This window comes from Desulforhopalus singaporensis (assembly GCF_900104445.1).
In the GTDB taxonomy this organism is placed as follows: Bacteria; Desulfobacterota; Desulfobulbia; order Desulfobulbales; family Desulfocapsaceae; genus Desulforhopalus_A; species Desulforhopalus_A singaporensis.
Window position 1 is genome coordinate 20,226 of the sequence record NZ_FNJI01000023.1, and the last position, 20,960, is coordinate 41,185.

Here is a 20,960-nt window from a genome sequence, read left to right on the forward strand (position 1 = left end):
TTTCGACTCAAGACAGTCCGATATTGCAAAGTTGCCACCAGCCCCATGGCAACACAACCTGTTATGCCGCGAATCGCAGACTCACCCTGGCACATATTCTGCAAAGATCCATCTGTGCCGCCCCCTGCACAATCTCATGCAAAAAACAGGAGGATAACAAAACGCAAAAGAGTTCTGCCGGCAATGGCTGCAATTCTCACCCCCCCTCTATCAAGCCGAACACAACCGCATCGCCGCCACCCAACAACACAGACCCTGTCTGTTGAGTCGATATCACCTCGCCACAACAGCTATACTGCTGTTTTAATGCATTTTTCAAAAACAAACAACAAGAGTCGATATCGCCTCTCTGCAACTATTCGATTTTTTGCACTTTTTATATTTTTCGGGTCGTTTTCGACTCGTAAATTCTTTTCCAACAACGGGCAACAGATTTCCACACAACAGCAACCTCCCGTTTCGACTTCAATTATTTTCATTTCTTTTATCTGGCACAATTATTGATTACTAAAAGGCAAACAAGCTTCACCAGTTGAAATGCAGTTAAACCAAAAACCACATTAAAACGGGGAGGAAACAGTGCAGGAAATGAAAGACACAGAAAATTTGTCTGGTCTCAAGAAAATCCTTGGCGACTATGACGAAAAAATTCTCTATCCGGTAATCGGATTGCTGGCGATCATTCTTACATCTATCCTGGTCGACTCCAAAGGTACCCAGAAAATCTTTGACTCGATCAACCAATGGCTGATTTTCAACTTCAGCTCCGGATTTCTCATTGGCGTAACCGCAGTTCTCTTTTTTGCGCTATGGGTCGGAATGAGCAAGTACGGAGACATGAGGCTGGGCAAGGACGACGATCGTCCGGAGTTCAGCTTTATCGCCTGGGTAGCAATGATGTTCAGTGCAGGATTCGGACTCTCTACCCTTACCTGGTGTGCGGCAGAACCTCTTTACCACCTTTTTCAATCTTCATACACCGTCGATGCCGGAACGGCAGGCACCCCTGCGGGTATTCCCAAGGCAATGCTCTTAACCGTATTTGACTGGGGCATCCACGGCTGGGCCCTTTTTGCCGTGGGCGGTCTTGCCATCGCGTTCCCTGCCTACCGACTTGGTAAACCGATGAATCTGGGCATCGGGTTGTACGGAATCTTAAAGGACAAGTCCCAGACCGGATTCTGGGGCAAACTGACCGACGTGCTTGGGGTTATCTCCACCCTGGGCGGCAACGGTGCTTCCCTTGGCTTTGGTATACTATCCATTGCATACGGAATTAAGCATATTACCGGGGTCGAACTCGGTTCCGCGGGTACCTTCGTCGCCATGCTGATGATCATCGCCGCATTTACGTTGTCGGCAGTGAGTGGTGTCAAAAGAGGAATACGGATACTGAGCCTTATCAACATCTACCTTGGCCTGGGAATGCTTATCTGGCTGCTGCTGACCGGCCCCACCACCTACCTGCTCAGCCTTTTCACCCAGACTCTCGGGGAATACATCAGCAGTATCGTGAGCATGTCGTTCTGGTCAGACGCCGGCAATTTTGCCGACGGCCAGTACCAGCAACGCAGCTGGCTCAACTGGTGGGTTATTTTCTACTGGCTCTGGTGGGTAAGCTACATTCCGTTCTGCAGCGGCTTCATCGCCAGGATCTCCAAAGGGCGCACCATCCGCGAATACATCCTCGGAACCACCCTGGTCCCGGTTCTTATGACCATGGCCCTGTTCGTTATCTGGGGCGGAAACTCCGCGTATCTTGAGGTTACCAAGGCAGCACCGATGTGGGACAACGTTCAGCAGAACCTGGGCAGCGCCCTTTACGTCCTGCTCGAGCAATTTCCCATGGGCGGCCTGCTCGGCGTACTGGTGTTCTTCAGCGTGGTAGTGTTCGGGGTAACCACTAGCGACTCCGCATCCTACTTTATCTCCATGCAGGTCTCCAAAGGGAACCCGGACCCCAAAATTTCCATGAGGATACTCTGGGGCTGCCTCCTTGGTGGAGCCGCGATGCTCCTGCTTGCAACCGGCAAGCTCAACGCGCTCAAAGCCATGGCGATAGTTGCCGGCGCTCCATTCTTCTTTGTGGTGATCGCCTATATGATATCGATTGTTAAAATGCTGCGAATGGCAGCAAGGGACGAACTCTGACCGGAGTTCCTTCAACAGGTGGCCGCACCCCCCAAAGGCTCTGCTTGCTAAAGCAGCGCAGGGTAACAAGGCCACCTGATAATATTTTTACGCATAGTTAGAAGTTTTTGGAGAAGACAATGGCAAGAAGGCATTTAAGAGCGGGTTTCAATGAATTTACCGGAGTCGGGTTACAGCTTTTTACCGATCAGGAGCTTGAGGCAATCCACACGGCAACCCTGCAGGTGTTGCGGCGTACCGGAGTCAAGATAGAGTCGGAGGAAGCTCTGGAACTTTTTGACGGAGCAGGAGCCCAGGTCACCAGGTACAACGGTTACGGAATTGTCAAGATTCCAGATTACCTGACCGAAGATGCAATCCGCTCCGCCCCGAGAACGGGAATCTACTACGGCAGACGCCCCGAAGACGACTACATGACCGACGGCAACCGCACCTCATTTACCGCCGGTTTCGGTGAACATGTTAAAATCATTGACCTTGAGACCAGACAGATAAGACCGACCACCAAACAGGACCTGGCAGACATCACCAGGATCCAGGACAGCATGGACGTGATCTCCATTGTTGAACGGGCGGCATGTTCGGGGGACCAGCTCCCCGAATCCCAGTCGGTTCACAACTATGAGGCAATGGTCAACAACACCAGCAAACACTGTTTTCTCGGATTCAACGGCGGCAGGAACGCCAGAAAGATAATCGAGATTGCAAAGGTTGCCGCAGGCGGGGAAAAAGAGTTCCAGAACCGTCCGATCGTAACAGGCTTCGTCTGCCCGAGCAGTCCGCTGACCATGGTCAGGGAGTGTTGCGAATCGATCATTGAATCTGCCCGCGGCGGGGTTGGCATCGCCTCGATCCCCATGTCGCTTTCAGGTGCATCTTCACCAGCCTCACTGGCCGGTGTCGTTGTGCAGCACAATGCCGAAGTGCTCAGCTCCCTTATCCTTTCCCAACTGGCAAGAAAGGGGACGCCATTTACCTACTGCGGATGTTCTACCATCATGGACCTGCGCCTTTCCACCTCTCCTGTCGGGATACCGGAAATGGCCATCCTGAGTGCAGCGTGGGCCAAGATTGCCCAATATTACCAGCTACCCTGCCTGGTCGGGGGATGTGCGTCAGACAGTAAGCTAGCCGACGCTCAGATGGCTTACGATTTCTCCCTCACCGCAACAACAGCGGCCCTTGCGGGCGCCAACATGATCTTCGGCCTTGGCGCCATCGATTCTGTTATCACCTTCGACTACGCCGCCATGATAACCGGTGCCGAGCAGGGGGAAAGGATCCTCAAGACCATGGAAGGGATCAGCCTGTCGGACGACGACATGGTGCTTGACCTCATCCATGAGGCGGGCCCCGGCGGAGAATACATGACCAAGAAACACACATTTGAGCGGTGCCGCTCTATGTCGCAGGCGAAACTGTTCGATAGGCGCAACCGTGACAACTGGCTCAAGACTACCGGCGGCAAGGATCTCAGTGAGAGGGCTTACGAAAAAGCCAAGGAGCTTATAGCCAAGCACGAGGTATTTGCCTTGGAGGAAACCAGAGCCAGCGAGATTCGTCGAATTGTCGACGACTACGATCGCGAGCTCAAGGGCTAACACACCCGGGAGCCTGCTGCAGCTGCTTCTTTTTGCTTTTTTGTCGGCGGGCTCCTACACTAAAATAAGAGAAACGGATCAAAGAAAATAATCATAAAAAAGAATTTACTGCCGGATTTGGGCTGCGACCAAAAAAGCGATACGAAAATGACACTCCCCCACCCGTGACACCAACAGTATCGCTTTCTGAGTCGTCGGGAAGGTTTGTTTTTCCCGGGCGCCGGGTATCTCCCGTTCTCCGTTGATACCTGGCGTTTCCCCCCCAAAAAACGGCAACCGAAAAGATAATTATTTTTTTAAGCTGCGCAATTTTAAAATTATTTAAGCAGACCAGCTGCAACCTACACCGACAGATAACAAGTTTTAAAGGCTGCACCATGGCAGCCTGATGAAAATTACCGGACACAATCATCGATCAAATTACACCACTCAGGAGTTGAAGATGGGATTACCACTTGAGAACGTACGGGTCATCGACTTCGGACAATATGTAGCGGGACCTGCTGCCGCAATGATCCTTGCAGACCAGGGTGCAGAGGTCATCAGGATAGATCCTCCCGGAGGAGTCCGGTGGAAATCCCCGGCGATGGACACCCTGAACCGACGCAAAAAAAGTATCATCCTCGACCTCAAGAACGATGGAGACAAGCAGGTTGCCGTTGACCTGATACGCACAGCCGATATCCTGATAGAGAACTTTCGCCCCGGGGTCATGGCAAGACTCGGTCTCGGTGCCGAGCAGATGCACAAGGTCAACCCGAGACTGATCTACGCATCGATCCCAGGGTTCGCAGCAGAGGACAAGGAGCGGGCTCACCTTGCGGCCTGGGAAGGAATTATTGCCGCCGCCTCCGGCCAGTTTACCGACATGGGGCTGAACCGGGTGCTGATGGGTGTCAACCCGTCCTTTTCTCCTTTAACCCTTGCATCGGGCTACGCCGCGCTGCTTGCCGCCACCGGGATTTCTTCCGCCCTTTATGCCCGTGAAGAGACCGGCCAGGGCGAGCAGATAGAGATCCCCATAGCCGCAGCGCTCATGGAAGGGCTCGTATACAACTCGATGTATATTGAAGACTGTCCCGACCGCTACCTCTCGCTTCGGGAGCTGGAGATTGCCAGACGAAAAAAAGAGGGACAGGCCCTGAATATGAGCTACGACGAGATCCAGGAATACATGGATCCGTTCTACCGCAGTTACTTCTGCAAGGACGGAAGGCCCATGTACGTGGTCTGCACCTGTCATATCGACCATTGCCACAAGGCACTCAAGGTCATGGGGCTGTATGACCAGGTAAGAGAAGCCGGCCTTTCCGACCTCGACGATTGGTATCTGTCCACCAGCGAATGGCCGGAAGGACTCGATTGCGCCCTGGGGCTTTACCCGCTGACCAAAAAATGGGCCGACCTTGTCTCGGAAATGATGAAGAAACGGTTTCTGGAAAAAACCAGCAGCGAATGGCAGGCCCTTTTCGATGAGGGCAACGTCCCCATCGTGCGCCATCATTATGCCCGGGAGTGGCTCAACCACGAACACCCCCTGGCCGCCGGCCTGGTCCACGAAATCGACCACCCGACATACGGGAAAAGGCGTCAGGCAGGCCCGGTCGCCTGGCTGAAAAGTTCCGCGGAACTGGCATCAGCAGGCACCCCTCCGCCTGCGCCGGACCAGCACCGCCAGGAGATCCTCGACCTCATCGAAACCCACAGGACAGACGTATCCGGCCCCGCCCCGACAACCCGCGACAGGGGGTGGCTTGCCGGCATTAAGATACTCGACCTGACCAATGTCATAGCCGGGCCGACGGTGGCCAACACCCTTGCACGGTTCGGGGCCGAAACCATCAAGATCTATCCGGTAAAACCAACCTTCGACCCCTGGAACACCGTCCTGATCGGGCTGCAGGTACAGCGGGGGAAAAAATCCATTCTGCTCAATATCAAAACAGGAGAAGGCAAAGAGGCTTTCAAGAAACTGATCGGCTGGGCGGACGTGGTAACCTTCAACGGTCCTGACCGACAGCTCAAACCGCTGGGCCTTGACCCGGAATCCCTTGCCAAAGTAAACCCTCGCGCCATTCTTTTTCAGCTCGATGCCTGGGGCGGGCCTAAAACAGGCCCCAGGAGCAACTGCCTCGGTTACGATGACCTGGTCCAGGCTTCTACCGGCATCATGGCAAGGTTCGGAGGCTCGATAAAAACACCGGAAGAACACGCCCACCTGGGCACCATAGACGTACTCACCGGATTTTCAGGTGCTTTTGCTGTAGCAACGGCGCTTTACAAACAAAGGGTTACCGGCGAAACAGACGTCGCCCGCACCTCGTTGTGCGCCTGTGGACAGCTACTTGCAATCCCGTTCATGTACGACTATGAAGGCCGTGCTCCCTTCGATGAGCCAAGCGGCCCGCAGGTGGTCGGCGAGGGCCCCCTCTACCGCTGCTACCTTGCCAGTGACCAGTGGTTCTTCCTTGCCGCTGGCACCAAGAGCTGCGGCGACCTGGAAAACATAACAGAACTCAAGGGCGCTGCGGAACTTGTGGGCGCAGAACTTGAGCATTTTCTCTCCGAGCGATTCAGGACTGAAACTGCCGGTTACTGGATCGACCAACTGGTAAAACTCGATTTCGGCGCGACCACCTTGGGCAGCCTCTCTTCTCTGAGGGAAAAATATCTCAGCGACCAAGAAGCGGGTCGCAATGGGAGCGGGCCGACCTTTCAGTTCACCAGTTACAAGGATCACCCCAGCGGCAGGAGAGTCGACATCATCGCTCCGGTTTCGATACGGCCGCGATACAGTCCGCTCACCATCCCTGCACCAGCGGAAAAATATGGCAGGGACACCAGGGAAATACTTACATCTCTTGGCTACAACGCGGCACAGGTGGACGAAATGATAGAACAAAAGGTCGCCTCGGAGAGCTGGAGCAAACAGTACCTCCCCGACTGATCGAAACGACACGAAAAAGTCGAATCGTATGACAACATGCATAGTTCTAATTCACGGATAAGCATATGAAAAACTTTGATATTCTGTTTGAGCCACATAATATCGGCCAGGTTGAGATAAAAAACCGTATCGTCATGGCGCCCATGGGCGTTGAGTACATGACTGACGCCAACGGCACCCTCAACCGAAGGGTTGTCGACTACTATCTCGAACGTGCCCGCTACGGCGTCGGAATGGTGATCTGCTCGGTGTTCAAGGTTGAAAACAAGATTGAGCATCTGGAGAAATCCACCCCGATGATTCTTGAGGAGTCGATGAATTACCTCTGCGAGCTCTGCGATGCCGCGCACAGCTTCGGCGCCCGGGTTTTTGTCCAGCTGACGGCAGGCTTTGGCCGGGTAACCTTTCCGAGCATCCTCAGAGGTCCATGCGTTTCCGCATCGGATAACACCAATTTCTGGGACCCGACAATCAAATGCAAGGCACTGTCCGTTGACGAGATCCAGACCATCGTCGAGGCGATGGGCAATACCGCAAAGCTGTTAGCGCTGGCAGGGGTCGACGGCATCGAGCTGCACGGCCATGAAGGATATCTTTTTGATGAATTCACCACGCCTTTATGGAACCGCCGCACCGATCAGTACGGAGGCTCCTTTGAAAACAGAATGCGTTTTGCCACCGAATGCTTGAACGAAATACGTGCAAAGGTGGGCAACCGGCTTGCCGTCACCTACCGTTTCGGCCTGAAGCATTACCTCAAGACGCCGCAACACGGTGCGCTTCCAGGAGAAACTTTCGAAGAGGTCGGCCGCGATGTTGAAGAAGGAATACGGATGGCCCGGTACTTTGAACAGGCAGGGTTTGACGCCCTTCATGTGGATGCCGGCTGCTACGAAAGCCACTACTGGCCGCATCCGCCAATATACCAGAAACACGGCTGCATGGCCGACATGGCGGCTCTTGCCAAAAAAGCGGTATCCATCCCGGTAATAGGCGTTGGTCGCCTTGACAAGCCTGAAGTCGCAGCAGAGGCCGTAGCCTGCGGCAGCATGGACTTTACCGCCATAGGCAGGGGGCTTTTGGCCGACCCCGAGTGGGCAGACAAACTGAGATACCAGGACAGCGCCGAGATCAGACCATGCGTCGGCTGCTATGACGGCTGCTTTGAGGCCTACAACCAGTTTCGCAATATCTCCTGTGCCATCAACCCGTCGTCAGGCCGTGAAGCGGCCTACCGGCTGACACCCGCACTTGCACCGAAAAAGGTGTTGGTTGCCGGTGCAGGAATCGCCGGCATGGAGGCTGCAAGGGTCCTGGCTAAACGAGGTCACCAAGTTTTTCTCCATGAAAAATCGGACTCCCTGGGAGGACTAGTGCAGCAGGCTGCGGTGCCGGACTTCAAGAAAGATCTCCGGCGGTTGCTTGACTGGTATGAGCGGCAGATAAGCCGGAGCGACATATCCCTGACACTCAACAGCAGCGTCACCGTGGAGCTGGTCGACAAGATCGACCCGGATGCAATCATCGTTGCCACCGGCGCTCATCCTCTTCTACCGCCGATCAAGGGAATTGACAACGATCGGGTGACCACCGCCGTCGATCTCCTCAAGGGAGTGACCAAGGCCGGACAAAACTGTGTCGTTGTCGGCGGCGGTCTGGCAGGCTGCGAGGTGGCCATATGGCTTGCGGCCAAGGGCTGCAAGGTGACCGTGGTCGAGCTGATGCCAAAACTGATGTGTGCTGGTGCTTCGGTTCCGAGCCAGGTGAAGATGATGACCACCGATTTGATGGCATACCACGGAGTCGTCTCCAGGACCGGATGCCGGCTGACCGAGGTGACCGCCGACGGCGTATTGCTCGATGACGGCAACCACAATGCATCCTTTGTCGAGGCGGACACTGTCGTTATGGCGGTGGGCATGAAATCCGACACCAGTCTTGCTGATGTTGTTCGCAAAAGCCCCTGTCCGGTTTACAGGATCGGCGATTGCCGCAAGCCGAAAAATGTCATGCAGGCGGTATGGGATGGGTACGAGATAGCAAGATTTATCTAGGGGGCATTCAAGGAGAACAACGGCTGGTGCAGGCGAAAAACAAAACCGGCCCGCTACAGACGAATAGTGAGTCAAGACATCGTATAACCTGTAGCTCAAAGAGCTTCAGGTATATAATGAAAAAACGGTGTCGGATTTTTTTTAATGGGCACGAGCAATCGCATGAGCGATGCGCGTCCCGGAATTGTGGTGCTGCATGACCGCCAAAGGCACATGCACGCATCCCATAAGGTAAGGCATATCAGCTTTACAGCTGTATTAAGAGAAGTATCAACTTTGTCTAGTGGAGGTAGTATGAGAAGAAACAGTCGTCCCAGGATGCTTGGGAGTGGAGGATTCGGGTTTTCTCCATTTACCCAGGACGAATATGACGCAATCCATGAAGCCACGATGGAAATATTGTGGGATCATGGGATTTACGTCGGTCATGAAGAAGCCCTGGAGCTCTTCTACAGCGCCGGGGCCACCGTCGATAAAAAGAGCGGCATGGTGCGAATCCCCAGTTGGCTGCTGAACGATCTAATCAAGGCGGCTCCAGACAATTTCGTTCTGCACGCGCGAAATCCGGAGAACGATTACGTCATAGGAGGCAACAGGGTCGGATTTATCAATTTTGGCGAAGCGGTCAAGTATCGCGATCCGTACACTGGTGAGCTTCGAGAACCGACCAAAAAAGATCTTGGTGATGTGGTAAGGGTTACCGATTACCTGGAACAGATCGATTTTCACCACAGGGCCATGGTGTCAGGCGACAAGCCGCCCCTTGCAAGCTCCCTGCATAACTGGGACGCGATTGCATCCAACACCGACAAGCATTTTTTTCTTGGTCCGGTAAGCAGTTACCATATCAAGCGAATGGTTGAAATGGGCATTGCGGTATCGGGAAGCGAGGAGGAATTCAGGAAAAGACCGTTTTTCATGGTCGGAACCTGTCCGGTAAGTCCACTGAGACTCACCGAAGAGTTCTGCGACATGATCATGGAGGGAGCCCGCCAGGACCTGCCGCTGATGATCCTGTCAATGGCCCTTAGCGGCGGTTCAAGCTCGGTGCACCTTGCCGGAACCCTGGTGAGCCACAACGTAGAGGTACTATCAGGCATTGCTCTGGCCCAGCTGGTTAAAAAAGGTGCCAGATGTTTTTACGGAAGCTCAACCACGGCCATGGATCTGCGGTTCGGATCCGCAGCCGTAGGCTCTCCTGAGGCGGCACTGATTGGTGCCGGTACCGCAGGGCTTGCCAAGTACTACAACCTGCCGAGCTACATCTCCGGTGGATAGAGCGATTCAAAACTTTTAGATGCTCAGTCGGGCCATGAGACAACCCTTACTGCACTCTTACCGGCGATGGCAGGTGCCAACGTCATATATGGTTTGGGTCTGCAGGAAGGTGGAATGACCATGGATGCCGCTCAGCTCGTTTTCGACAACGAAGTAGCCAGGATGGTTCGGTTCATCATCGGTGGTATTCCGGTAAATGATGAAACTCTTTCAGTTGATGCGATCAAGGAGGTCGGATCATTCAAAGATTTTCTCATGCACCCGTCCACTCTGAAATATGTCCGTTCACAATCCAGGACAGAGGTTATTTGCCGCAAGAACCGGTCGAAATGGGAAAATGACGGTTCGAAAGACACCGCTGCAAAAGCCAATGAAAAGGCACGGTGGATTATCGAGAATCACGAAATAAAAACACCGATTTCCAAGGAAGCACGAAGCGAAATCGACAGAATTCTCAAAAGTTCCGAGAAGGATCTCGGTTACTAAGAGAAAAGAGCAGTGACATTTCCAGTCTGGCCCGGGTTTCGAGGAGTTACCCGGGCCAGACTGTTTTAACACCTGCAAGCAACCGGAAAAAAGCAGAGCTCTTTCTTTTTTGTGTTATGATTTCGTGAAAGAAGCACAACCGCTGACGGCGGCAAGTGACAGGGTGCAAAGATGTTCCCGCCAGGGTGAAGCGCTCTGCCGGAACAGGATATGTGGCGTCTGATCAGACTCAGAGAATGGACGTGCCAAGCAGGACCAAAGAGGAGAGTGGCGTTCTTGTCGGTGCAACGGACAAACCAGGCCCACCCTGTTTAATTCAAGGGTGGGTGGATGAGGAGGAAGATACAGCCCTGTGGTCCGCTGTTACGGCAGGGGGCTACAGTTTAGCTCCAGTACCGGCAGTTGACCGAGGCGCCGCCCATCTGCATGGGATTGCCCTCTCCCTGCATGCGGTCCTCAACCCAATGCCTATACTCTTCAGCAGTCGCCGTTTCCATCCCGATAAACTGCAGCACGTTTTTGATACTGTCCACTGTTCTTCTCGATTCCTCAATATCCAGGCTGGAGTTTGCCACCCCGGCCAGTCCGCGTCCAGGGGGCACGATCGAGGTGACCACGTTGGCACCTGCAAGCAGTCTTTTTTGCAGGCCGTTCAGGCCATCGATATCAAGAGAGGCGGGAATGAGCGTATCGGGAAGTACCAGCCGCATCACGCTGATAACATTGAGTTCGCGATTACTGGTTACCGCACCGTACGATTCCAGCGGAGCTCCTTTTTGAGGAACAAAGGTCATGGCCCTGACCTGATCGGCTTTCATTTCCTTCATCGCCAATATCGAGTCGGCAATGTCGTCGAGGGTTTCACCTACGCCGGTCAGGATGCCCTCTTCGATAAGCATTCCGTTGCTTTTGGCCTCAACCTTGGTCGCGTACCGCTCTTTATAAGACTGACCGATGCGCAGCTTGTCAAAAAGCGATTCGGTATGCGTTTCCTGATAACAGGCGTACCATTCGGCACCAGCCTTGGCAAACTCGCTGATTGCCGCCTCGGGTGCCGCACCAGGTGAGAGCATAACCGGCAGACCGGTCTCAGAGCGGATCTTTCCGGTGAGCCGCACCAACCTCTTTAAGCCGAAATCCGGATGAAACATCTCCGGGTCCTCACCCATGGTCAGGTCGATGAGGTGAACACCGGAATCCCTCAGGTTCCTCGCTGCTTCGACAACTTCGCTCTCGTTTTTACGGTAGCGCGCCACCTCCCGGTTGTCCCGGCGATAGTGACAAAACGTACAATTGTTCTTGCAATAGGTAGAAAAGTATACAAAACCATACAGGAATACTTTCTGGCCGAAATGTTTGGTACGAACCAGGCGGGCCACCCGCTGCAGCAACTCGACTTCGCTCTTTTTTTCAAGACCAAGCAGGTATTTTATCTCATCTCGGACAAGCGGCGTACCTTCCACCGGCTTACAGAGTATTGCGGGCAAAGAAAATCTATCTGTGTTCATACTGTTTACTCCTCACCAGACTGCTGATTATTTGCTGGGCACAACCTCGCCGATGACAATCCATCACTTCAGGACCGCGTCATCTTCGGTTTCATCAGGCGACGGATACCTTACGATTTTGACAACTCCCAGGCGACCCGCTACGCTTTCAACTCTATAATGCACATTTTATACCATTTAACCAAAGCATTCGTTTTTTGCGAGATTTCAGAGAGTTATTCCAGAACATTGCTTATGGGACAACCATCAATAATGAGGCAAAACTGATTCACGAAAGGGTCGCAAATAAATATTGCATGTGATTCCGGCAAGCTAGAAACGAACCGATATCAACTCGTAAATATTTTTTTGGTAACAGTCCAATTTTATGCATTTTTAAAGAGAAGTTGATGCAAATATAACTCAAATCGCCACGGAAGCTGCGGGTGTTCTGCTCGGTCAATCCTGGCGTCTATCCGGACAGTGGCGCCCAGATCCGGACAACTTTTCTGGAAGGATCTTCCAGCAACATAAAATCACTGGAAAAAGAACACTAAGGTGGCCGGGGACAAAAAGCGAAAAAACCGGTTTTCTCCCCGGTACTTGACAATGCTGCAACCTCCGCCGAAGACTCTGGCAAAAGAGATACTGCTGTTACAACAATATTACACTTGTGTCAGGACAATTCGTTACAGTTCAGGCAGCGGAACGATGAAAACCGGTTTTCTCGATCGCCTGAGAACACGCTTTGCCACGCTGCCGAGAAAGGTATGGGCAAATCCCTTCTCATGGGTGCCCATGACAATGACATCGACGTCGTACTTATCAGCCTTACTGAGAATCTGCTCTTCAGGATACCCTTGACAGATATCGATCTTCACCTTGCTAAAACATGCTTCCGCGTCATCGGGAAGCTCTTCACGGCAATACGACTCCAGCCGCTGTTCCATTGCTGCAGTTGCTTCAGTTTTTTTTGTTTTACTCATCTGCTTCTGAGTATCTCCATCAATACACGCCTCGTAGAAGGCAAGCCTAGCCTCATGGGAAACTGTCTCGACCACGTGAAGAAGAGTTACCTTGGCGTCGAACTTTTCACCCAGCAGCATGGCATAGCGAAGCGCGAGGGCAGCACTTTGCGACAGATCGGTTGCATAGAGGATTTTGTCAATTTTGGGCATCATGTGATTTCTCCTTGTTTTTCAACAAACATCTTTTGCAATATGATTTGAATTGTTAAAATTCCCCTCCCTTAGTCTGATTATACCTTAAAATCACTGCATAATCCAAACTGTTGGATACTATCACCGATGTTTTTTTCCATTTTTCGTAACATCAACTGTCTTATCAAAGAGGACAACCCTTCTTTTTTCTTTTGCCCGTATCACACGAAACCTCTGCCATGCGATGACAACGCAGTAGAGTCCCAGTCCTACCGGGAACAGGTAATATTTCAGCGACGGATCCAGGTTGATCATCGATGCCAGGCCGCCGGGATGAAACAGGATAAAAGCGGCACCCAGAAAAAACGGAACCTCATACAACTTATTCCTGGTAAAACACCACCCCTGCGCAAAATTTTCAAATGCCGACATTCCAATAAGGGCCATGGAAAAAATCAGGAGCGCATGGGGCACCGAACTGATCTCATGCAGAATGAGATCGGGGTTGAAAACAAACATGAAGGCTATGACCGATGTTCTTATATCGTACAAGAACCCTTGTATGCCCGTGGGAATCGGCTCTGACTCAGCGATGGCTGAAGCGGCATAGGCGGCAAGCCCCACAGGGGGAGTATCATCCGCCAGGATTCCAAAATAAAAACAGAACAGATGAGCGGCCATTATCGAGATCGCCAAACCGTAAGCCGTGCCGACCTGAACAATTATGGGAGCAGTCAGGGAAGCCATGACAATATAAGTGGCCGTAGTCGGCAACCCCATCCCAAGCAGCAGACTCGCGGTTGCGGTGATTATAAGCAGCAGATAAATATTGCCGCGGGCCAGTCCCTCGACAATCTGGGTTATCATCCCGCCGATCCCCATATTGACAATCCCGACGATGATGCCGGCGGCGGCACATGCAAGAGCCACCGACATCATGTTTTTCGAGCCCTGGATAAAAGCCGCTCCGATAATTTTAAGACCTGCTGCAATTCCAGACAACAGCCCCCTGCGCTGTTGTCTCGCTCTTACTGCTTCCCGCACCACTATTATCAGGAGCAGCAGGAGTATCGACCTGAAAGCCGCAAGCTCTGGGGAATGACGCAGCCAGACCAGTTCATAGAGCAGCATCGCCAGCGGAATAAAAAAATGCACCCCCCCGCGCAGCGTTTTCAAAAAGCCTGGGATATCTTCCTTGGCAAGACCTTCTATACCGTGTTTGCTCGCTTCCAGATGCGTTATGCAAAACAGTCCGAAATAGGACACAAATGCAGGAATTGCAGCTGCCTTGACCACGGCAATGTAAGGGACGTTTACGTACTCGGCGATGATAAAAGCGGCCGCCCCCATGATCGGCGGCATCAACTGCCCATCGGTGGATGCCGCGACTTCGGTGGCCGCGGCCTTTTTCGGCGGATACCCTACCTGCTTCATCAACGGAATGGTAAAAGGACCGGTGGTCACAATATTGGCGATACTCGATCCTGAAACCAGCCCGGTGGCACCGCTTGACACCACAGCCGCCTTGGCCGGTCCGCCTTTATATCTGCCGAGCAGTGACAGCGCAAGATTGGTGAAAAACATTCCGGCGCCGGCCCGGTCCAGCAGTGCCCCGAGCAGGACAAAAAGGTAGACGATCGAAGAAGATACTCCCAGGGGAATACCGTAGATACCTTCGGTTGAAAGCGAGATGTTGCTTACATATTTGGTAACGGATACCCCCTTGAAGGCGAACAGGTACGGCAGGTACGGACCGGAAAAAGCATACGCGGTAAAAACAATCGCTATAATCGGCAGCGCCGGCCCGATGACCCTCCTGGCGGATTCAAGCAGCAGCAGCACCAGTATCACCCCGATGACAAGATCACGGGGAATCGGCGCACCCGCACGCAGGGCCAGCCCGTTGTAATCAAAAACAATATACAGAGCGCACAGGGCTCCTGCCGACGCCAGCAGGTAATCGATGACCGGGATCCTGTCGGTTACCGATAAAAAATTAAAAAATTTCACCTGCTTTTTCAGACATGGGTCCAACAGGAACAACAGCGCCATCGCAAAAGCCAGGTGAATCGCCCGGACCTTGGTGCTGTCAAGGACCAGAAATCCCGCAAGAGCCAATTGAAAAAGAGCCCAAAGGACCGCAATCGCCCCGGTGACCAAGGCTTCATATCTGCCAAGCGTTCTGACGTCACCGGTTTCCTTTTTCAGAAAATCGTCGGTAATTTTCGGTTCACTGCTTCCTTTTGGCATAGTGATAAGTCAAGCCATGTACCTGAACAACAAACCAAAAGCGTTTTCAGCTCACTGGTCGGCACGGGTTCACGCTCTAGCGCGACTGACCGGCCCTTCGCAGACTTGAGCATCTTCTGCCAAGAGCCGGCAGTCTTCCTGGGTTAGTCAAGCAACGCAGGGGGAATCAACTCCAGCAGCCCGGCCTCCTTATAATATTTCAAGGCACCCTTGTGAATTGGCGCGGACAACCCCTGCAACATGTTTTCCCTGGTCAAGACAGAGTATGCGGGATGCAGCGTCTTGAACTCCTCAAGATTATCGAAGACTTCCTTGGTCACCGCATAGGCGATCCTTTCATCCAGATCGCTTGAAGCGACAAAGGTCGCCTTTACCCCGACACTTTCTATATCACCGCCTCCCCCGAGGGCGTTTGGATAAAATTTTCCGGGAATTATCGCTTTTGCGTAGTAGGAGAATTTTTTGACCATGGCGTCGGCCCCCTCCCCGCTGATGGGAATAATCCGCACCTTGATCCGTCCCGATGTCGCCTCCTTGATATTGCCATTGGGATGTCCTACCGTATAGAAAAACGCATCTACCTTTTCATCCTGAACAAGACCCGGCGCTTCAACCGCTTTTACCTGTTCCGCCACAATGGAATCAAGATTTACGCCGAAAGCGGCCAGCACATCCTTTGAATTCTGCAGCTGCCCCGAACCCGGGTTGCCGATATTTACTCTTTTCCCTTGTAAATCGGCAACGGACATGGCACCGCACTGCTCCGATGCTACCAGGGTGATGGTCTCCGGATGAATAGAGAAAAGAGCCCGCAGCTTTTTCTGAGGCCCCGCCTCCTTCCACTCAGCCAGCCCGTTGTACGCCTGATACTGTCTGTCCGACTGAGCGACCCCAAACTCGAGATCGCCGCTTAATACTGCATTTATATTGTACACCGACCCCCCGGTTGACTCAACCGTGGCCTTGATCCCATATTCATCGAATTTTTTATTCAGCATCCTGCTGATTGCCCCTCCTGTTGGATAGTAAACTCCTGTCACCCCGCCGGTGCCGATGGTGACAAAGTCGCGCGCAGAAACAGTCAGAGCGAGCCCAAAAACAATAACCCCCAGTGAAACAAGCGTTACAAGCTTCTTCATGATCTTCCTCCCGCAATTGTAAATGTTCGTATTCAACAGCCACGTAAAAAGGCACTTGTTCAATTCTATCAAACATCATCATCAATGTCATTTACCCATCGGTTTTTTTTCACAAACTCCATTGCACTACAATCTTTTTCAATGCGATTTCATCAGATTACCCGGGAAACTACCCGACAACTCCCCATGCACATTAAGCGGTAGTTTTTTGCATCGGGCCCGGTTGACGGCAGTGACCGAAACGGCAAGGGATGCTATTTCTTGCCAGGCAGAAAAAATGCCATCGTTACCCTGGGCAATCACTATTTTCTGCAATGAGGGTTTGCATTTTTTCTATCCAGCAATCGCAGGAGGCGTCGACGACTATCACATGGGGTATTTCATCATCTTCCAGCGGAGTCTGTTTTTTTAACTGATCGCACAGAACATCGAGCCCTGCCTCCGAAGCATCCCCTCCCAACGCCATCCGGCGTGCCACTCTGGTTCGCAGCTCGGATTCCGGCAGTTGAAAGTCGAGTATTATAAACACACAATCTCTATGGCGGGCGAGATCGTAAAACGGCTGGCGTTGACTGCGGCAAAGAAAAGTGGCGTCGACTATGACCGTGTATCCACTATCAACAAGGAGTGTGGCAAGAGACAGCAACCGGTTGTAGGTAGCGGCGGAAAACGTTGCTGTATAGATGTTCTGCCCTGGAAGCGAGCCGCTTTTCTCGTCGGCACCCAGCCCGGCAAGTCGTTTTCTCTCGACATCTGATCGAAGCCAAACAGCGGAGAAACAGCATACAACCCTGGAAGAGACAGTGCTTTTTCCCGACCCTGAAACACCATGAGTAAGAACCAGGGTCGGCCGCACTGTTTGTGTATAGGACTGAGCCAAAACAAGATAGGTGGAAAACTCTTTTAAAACATTTTCCTTTTCACCGCTTTCATCCAGCTGTCCTGCCCGTATCGCCGCCACCTTGGCCCGTACCATCGCCCGGTAGACCTGGTAAAACCGCAACAGCGCAAGTCCCTGGAAATCGCCGGTTATTTCCAGATAGCTGTTGAGGGTCCTGGCGCCAAGTTCGGGGTAGCCTTTCTCATCGAGATCCATCAACAGAAATGCAAGCTCGCTCATGGTATCTATCCAGCGCAGGTCGGGGTTGAACTCGATGCCGTCAAAAATTACCGGCTCGTTGTCGATGAGCGTGATATTGCCAAGATGTAAATCTCCGTGGCATTCCCTGACAAACCCCTCGCGTCTTCTTTTGGCAAAGAGCTCCGTATGCTTCTGATACTGTTGCCTGGTCCACCGCTCGAGGCGGTCGATACGCCGTAGACAGTCCTGGTCCTCGATCAGTTTGCGGATATGAGAAAAATTATCCCACATCGGCTGGCCAAGCCGCTCACGGGTTCCGAAACCGGAAGAAACATCAGCGGCCGCAGCTTTTCCGTGAAACAGGGCGATACGACGGGCGATTGTATCAACTACCCCCTCGGTCAGCCGGTCGGTACAGCTTGAGAGCAGCCCCGCCTGATCAAAACGGTGCATGCGTACACAGTAGTCGACAACCTCACCAGAACCGCCCAGGACAGGCCGCTCCACCGAGCCGGTAATCGCCACGACATCGATATAGATCCCCGGAGCCAGCCGTCTGTTGAGCCTCACCTCCTCCCCGCAGTAGAAGCGACGTTTTTCAAGAGAGGAAAAATCAAGAAAACCAAGAGACAGGGGTTTCTTGATCTTATATGCCCGGTCGCCCGCAAGGATAACGCTTGAGATATGGGTCTCAATGACCTTGACCGATCCGGCCCCCTGTTGAGTAAGGTCTCTGCTCAAACGCTCTATCAGCCGGCCGTGTCCGGCCATCTCTTCTGTCATCGCCCACTCCCCAGGTCTTTTGAGGTTTGTTGCCATAGCCCCTCAATCTTTTTTTATTGTACGATCACCGGAGGTTAATGTGCAAGGAGTAACGGTCCACCTGTCCCCTGGCCACAGCTGCCGCCTGCTGCAATATGTGCAACATCTTTGCGGAAGAGCTGGTGCAGCTCAGGACTCAATATCCGCGGTCAGGGTCCACGATGCCGAGCAAGGTCCTGCCGTCTATCAGCCGGCGATAGTTCGCGATAAAGACAGGGGCCACATCTTCGGGCAGACTCTTTGCGGCGGTATGGGAAGTGATGAAGGTGTTGGGCGTCTTCCAGAGGGGGTGGGAGCGGGCCAGGGGTTCGCTGCAGAAGACATCGAGAACTGCCCCGGCTATTTCCCCTGTTTCCAGTGCCTCTACCAGAGACGCTTCATCAATGGCATTACCTCTGCCGACGTTGACTATAAGCGCAGTATCGCGCATTATCCTGAATATGGCCCGGTCGATCAGGTTGCTGGTGCCAGGCGTATCCGGCAGAACACACACCAGGTAATCCAGCTCTTTGACAAAATCTGCAAGTTGGTGGGGTAAGAAATGTCGGTCAACTTCCGGTGGCCTGGTCCCCCCCCTTGAGAACCCGAAGACATTCATGCGAAAAAATTTTGCCGTCCGGGCGATAGCCCCTCCAATCGACCCGAGCCCCATTATACCGATGTTTTTGCCGTCAAGGGTGCCCGGAGTCGATTCATCCCATTGCGCTTGCTGCTGCTTGCAGAACCGGCCGATGACATTGCGTTCGCAGACCAGTAGATAACAGATGACGTACTCGGCTATTGCATGTCCGAAGACGGATTTTACTCCGGTAACAACAAACTGTTTTCCCCGGCTGGGAGCTATAAGAGGGGTCACCCCGGCCCACATCGACTGCACCCACTGCAGCCGTCCGGTTGTGTAAGAAAGGGCCTTGGCGACAAGGTCTGGTGTGCCGAAAAGAATATCACACTCCCCGAGAGTCTTTTCAGCCCCCTCAACCCGGCACGCCGTAACAATAGACAACCCTGGCAGAGACTCCTTTTCCAGGAGCTGCCGATAGCGGTTAGCATCCTCTGACAGGATAACAAGCTGATATCTGTTCATTGCACCCCATCCTCCAACAGCTGACAGAGAACCGGTCAAGGTCCTGCTGAGTAAACAGGCGATCAAAGCCTTCGGGCCCAGACAATCGGGTGACGCTGTTAACCGCCGAATTTTCTGTTGCGTATTTTCCTTGCGATGACACTTTTTATATACGACAGATACCGGTCATCGTTGCACATCTGCTTGCCCGGAGAATCTGATATCTTGGCCACCGACTGTCCCTGGCATTTTATCATCTTCATGACGATCTGCACCGGCTCATTGACCACATCGTTGGTAAGGTTGGTACCGATGCCGAAGGCGGTGTTGATACGGCCTTTAAAGTGTCTTGCAATTTCGATAGCCCGGGTAAAAGACAATCCATCGCTGAAAACAGCCTGTTTCCATCGCGAGTCGATTTTCAGCGATTTATAGTGGGCGACCAGGCGCTCACCCCACTCTATGGGATCGCCGCTGTCGTGGCGGCATCCGTCAAAAAGCTTGGAGAAAAACATATCGAAATCGCTCAGGAATGCCTCAAACCCCAGGGTATCGGACAAAGCAATTCCGAGATCACCACGATATTCCTGGGCCCAGTGTTCCAGGGCGTAGCGCTGACTGTCGGCCAATCTCGGCCCCAGGGCCTGGCATGCCATTATCCATTCATGGGCCATGGTGCCGATGGGAAGGATATTATATTTCTTGGCCAGCATGACGTTGCTGGTGCCGAAAAAATTAACCGGCAGGTTCTGTTTAAGCTCAAGGATGATCTCTTCCTGCCACTCCCGTGAGAACCTCCTCCTGGTGCCGAAATCGGAGAACATAAACCCCAGCTGTTCCTTGTTGGTCTCCTTTACCAGCGCTATTTTCTCTTCCAGTTTTTCCCGGCCCACTTCATAGTCCGGTCTTGGCGCGATATGCTTGAAGTAGAGTTCGTTAACCAGCGCGAGCACCGGAACTTCAAACAGGATGGTGTGCAACCAGGGACCTTTTATGTGTATATCCAGGTTTTCACCCGATGCATCGACATAGATATAGTCGCGCTGAAAGTGGAAAAGGCGCAGAAACTGGATGAAATCCCTTTTCATAAAGCGAAGGCTGCTCAAAAAATCCAGTTCTTTGGTGGAGAAACGAAGGGTGCACAGATCATCGAGTTCCCGGTTCAGGGTATCCGCAATTGGCCGCAGATCCACCTGCTGATCCCGGCACTTGAATTCGTATTCAACCTCCGCCCACGGGAACTGGTGCAGCACTCCCTGCATCATGGTGATTTTATAAAGGTCCGTGTCAAGGAGGGATGTGATTATCATAACGACGCCCTGAGAAATTGAATAAAACGCAACAATTGATTGTTTATGTCTAACATTATCTTACAACAACTCGGCACCACAAACAAAAAACCACTCAGATAAAACTGCTGAGTGGCTGATATGGTTGGCAA

11 protein-coding genes and 1 pseudogene are annotated in these 20,960 nt (G+C 52.6%); 5 read left to right on the plus strand and 7 right to left on the minus strand.

Features of this window, described 5'->3' with window-relative positions:
- Nucleotides 1-588: 588 nt before the first annotated feature.
- The 5 genes and pseudogenes from BLQ17_RS14925 to mttB (BLQ17_RS23235) all read left to right on the plus strand — a co-directional run bounded on the left by BLQ17_RS14925 (nt 589) and on the right by mttB (BLQ17_RS23235) (nt 10,517).
- Nucleotides 589-2,151: a BCCT family transporter gene (locus BLQ17_RS14925; protein ID WP_092224259.1), complete on the plus strand. Its 1,563-nt coding sequence runs from the start codon at nt 589-591 to the stop codon at nt 2,149-2,151.
- Between the two features lie 119 nt (nt 2,152-2,270).
- Nucleotides 2,271-3,752, plus strand: a complete 1,482-nt coding sequence (mttB, locus tag BLQ17_RS14930; protein WP_092224261.1) for a [trimethylamine--corrinoid protein] Co-methyltransferase — start codon at nt 2,271-2,273, stop codon at nt 3,750-3,752.
- 442 nt (nt 3,753-4,194) lie between these two features.
- Nucleotides 4,195-6,699, plus strand: a complete 2,505-nt coding sequence (locus BLQ17_RS14940) for a CoA transferase (protein ID WP_092224265.1) — start codon at nt 4,195-4,197, stop codon at nt 6,697-6,699.
- Nucleotides 6,700-6,764: 65 nt separating this feature from the next.
- Nucleotides 6,765-8,753 carry an oxidoreductase gene (locus tag BLQ17_RS14945; RefSeq protein WP_092224267.1) on the plus strand — a complete coding sequence of 663 codons (1,989 nt, stop codon included), beginning with the start codon at nt 6,765-6,767 and terminating at the stop codon, nt 8,751-8,753.
- Between the two features lie 318 nt (nt 8,754-9,071).
- Nucleotides 9,072-10,517, plus strand: a pseudogene (gene mttB / locus BLQ17_RS23235) ([trimethylamine--corrinoid protein] Co-methyltransferase).
- Nucleotides 10,518-10,900: 383 nt separating this feature from the next.
- Here the strand turns inward: mttB (BLQ17_RS23235) and pylB are convergent.
- The 7 genes from pylB to pncB all read right to left on the minus strand — a co-directional run bounded on the left by pylB (nt 10,901) and on the right by pncB (nt 20,829).
- Nucleotides 10,901-12,025 (minus strand): methylornithine synthase PylB, encoded by a 1,125-nt coding sequence (gene pylB / locus BLQ17_RS14960; RefSeq protein WP_092224272.1) that lies wholly within the window; start codon nt 12,023-12,025, stop codon nt 10,901-10,903.
- Between the two features lie 668 nt (nt 12,026-12,693).
- Nucleotides 12,694-13,185, minus strand: a complete 492-nt coding sequence (locus BLQ17_RS14965; RefSeq protein WP_092224274.1) for a universal stress protein — start codon at nt 13,183-13,185, stop codon at nt 12,694-12,696.
- Between the two features lie 120 nt (nt 13,186-13,305).
- Nucleotides 13,306-15,414 (minus strand): TRAP transporter permease, encoded by a 2,109-nt coding sequence (locus BLQ17_RS14970; RefSeq protein WP_092224276.1) that lies wholly within the window; start codon nt 15,412-15,414, stop codon nt 13,306-13,308.
- 143 nt (nt 15,415-15,557) lie between these two features.
- Nucleotides 15,558-16,553 (minus strand): TAXI family TRAP transporter solute-binding subunit, encoded by a 996-nt coding sequence (locus BLQ17_RS14975; RefSeq protein ID WP_092224277.1) that lies wholly within the window; start codon nt 16,551-16,553, stop codon nt 15,558-15,560.
- Between the two features lie 286 nt (nt 16,554-16,839).
- Complete coding sequence (locus BLQ17_RS14980) at nt 16,840-18,453, minus strand: bifunctional aminoglycoside phosphotransferase/ATP-binding protein (RefSeq protein ID WP_092224279.1); 1,614 nt, start codon at nt 18,451-18,453, stop codon at nt 16,840-16,842.
- Nucleotides 18,454-18,592: 139 nt separating this feature from the next.
- Entirely contained in the window at nt 18,593-19,540 is a 948-nt protein-coding gene (locus tag BLQ17_RS14985) for a D-2-hydroxyacid dehydrogenase (protein WP_092224281.1), read from the minus strand.
- 98 nt (nt 19,541-19,638) lie between these two features.
- A complete protein-coding gene (pncB, locus tag BLQ17_RS14990) occupies nt 19,639-20,829 on the minus strand; it encodes a nicotinate phosphoribosyltransferase (protein ID WP_092224282.1) in 1,191 nt (396 codons plus the stop codon).
- Nucleotides 20,830-20,960 lie beyond the last annotated feature (131 nt).

What these genes read in the sequence shown, in the direction of transcription:
- BLQ17_RS14925 (WP_092224259.1), top strand. Translation starts at nt 589, where the DNA reads ATGAAAGACACAGAAAATTTGTCTGGTCTCAAGAAAATCCTTGGCGAC.
- mttB (WP_092224261.1), top strand. Translation starts at nt 2,271, where the DNA reads ATGGCAAGAAGGCATTTAAGAGCGGGTTTCAATGAATTTACCGGAGTC.
- BLQ17_RS14940 (WP_092224265.1), top strand. Translation starts at nt 4,195, where the DNA reads ATGGGATTACCACTTGAGAACGTACGGGTCATCGACTTCGGACAATAT.
- BLQ17_RS14945 (WP_092224267.1), top strand. Translation starts at nt 6,765, where the DNA reads ATGAAAAACTTTGATATTCTGTTTGAGCCACATAATATCGGCCAGGTT.
- pylB (WP_092224272.1), bottom strand. Translation starts at nt 12,025, where the DNA reads ATGAACACAGATAGATTTTCTTTGCCCGCAATACTCTGTAAGCCGGTG.
- BLQ17_RS14965 (WP_092224274.1), bottom strand. Translation starts at nt 13,185, where the DNA reads ATGATGCCCAAAATTGACAAAATCCTCTATGCAACCGATCTGTCGCAA.
- BLQ17_RS14970 (WP_092224276.1), bottom strand. Translation starts at nt 15,414, where the DNA reads ATGCCAAAAGGAAGCAGTGAACCGAAAATTACCGACGATTTTCTGAAA.
- BLQ17_RS14975 (WP_092224277.1), bottom strand. Translation starts at nt 16,553, where the DNA reads ATGAAGAAGCTTGTAACGCTTGTTTCACTGGGGGTTATTGTTTTTGGG.
- BLQ17_RS14980 (WP_092224279.1), bottom strand. Translation starts at nt 18,453, where the DNA reads ATGGCAACAAACCTCAAAAGACCTGGGGAGTGGGCGATGACAGAAGAG.
- BLQ17_RS14985 (WP_092224281.1), bottom strand. Translation starts at nt 19,540, where the DNA reads ATGAACAGATATCAGCTTGTTATCCTGTCAGAGGATGCTAACCGCTAT.
- pncB (WP_092224282.1), bottom strand. Translation starts at nt 20,829, where the DNA reads ATGATAATCACATCCCTCCTTGACACGGACCTTTATAAAATCACCATG.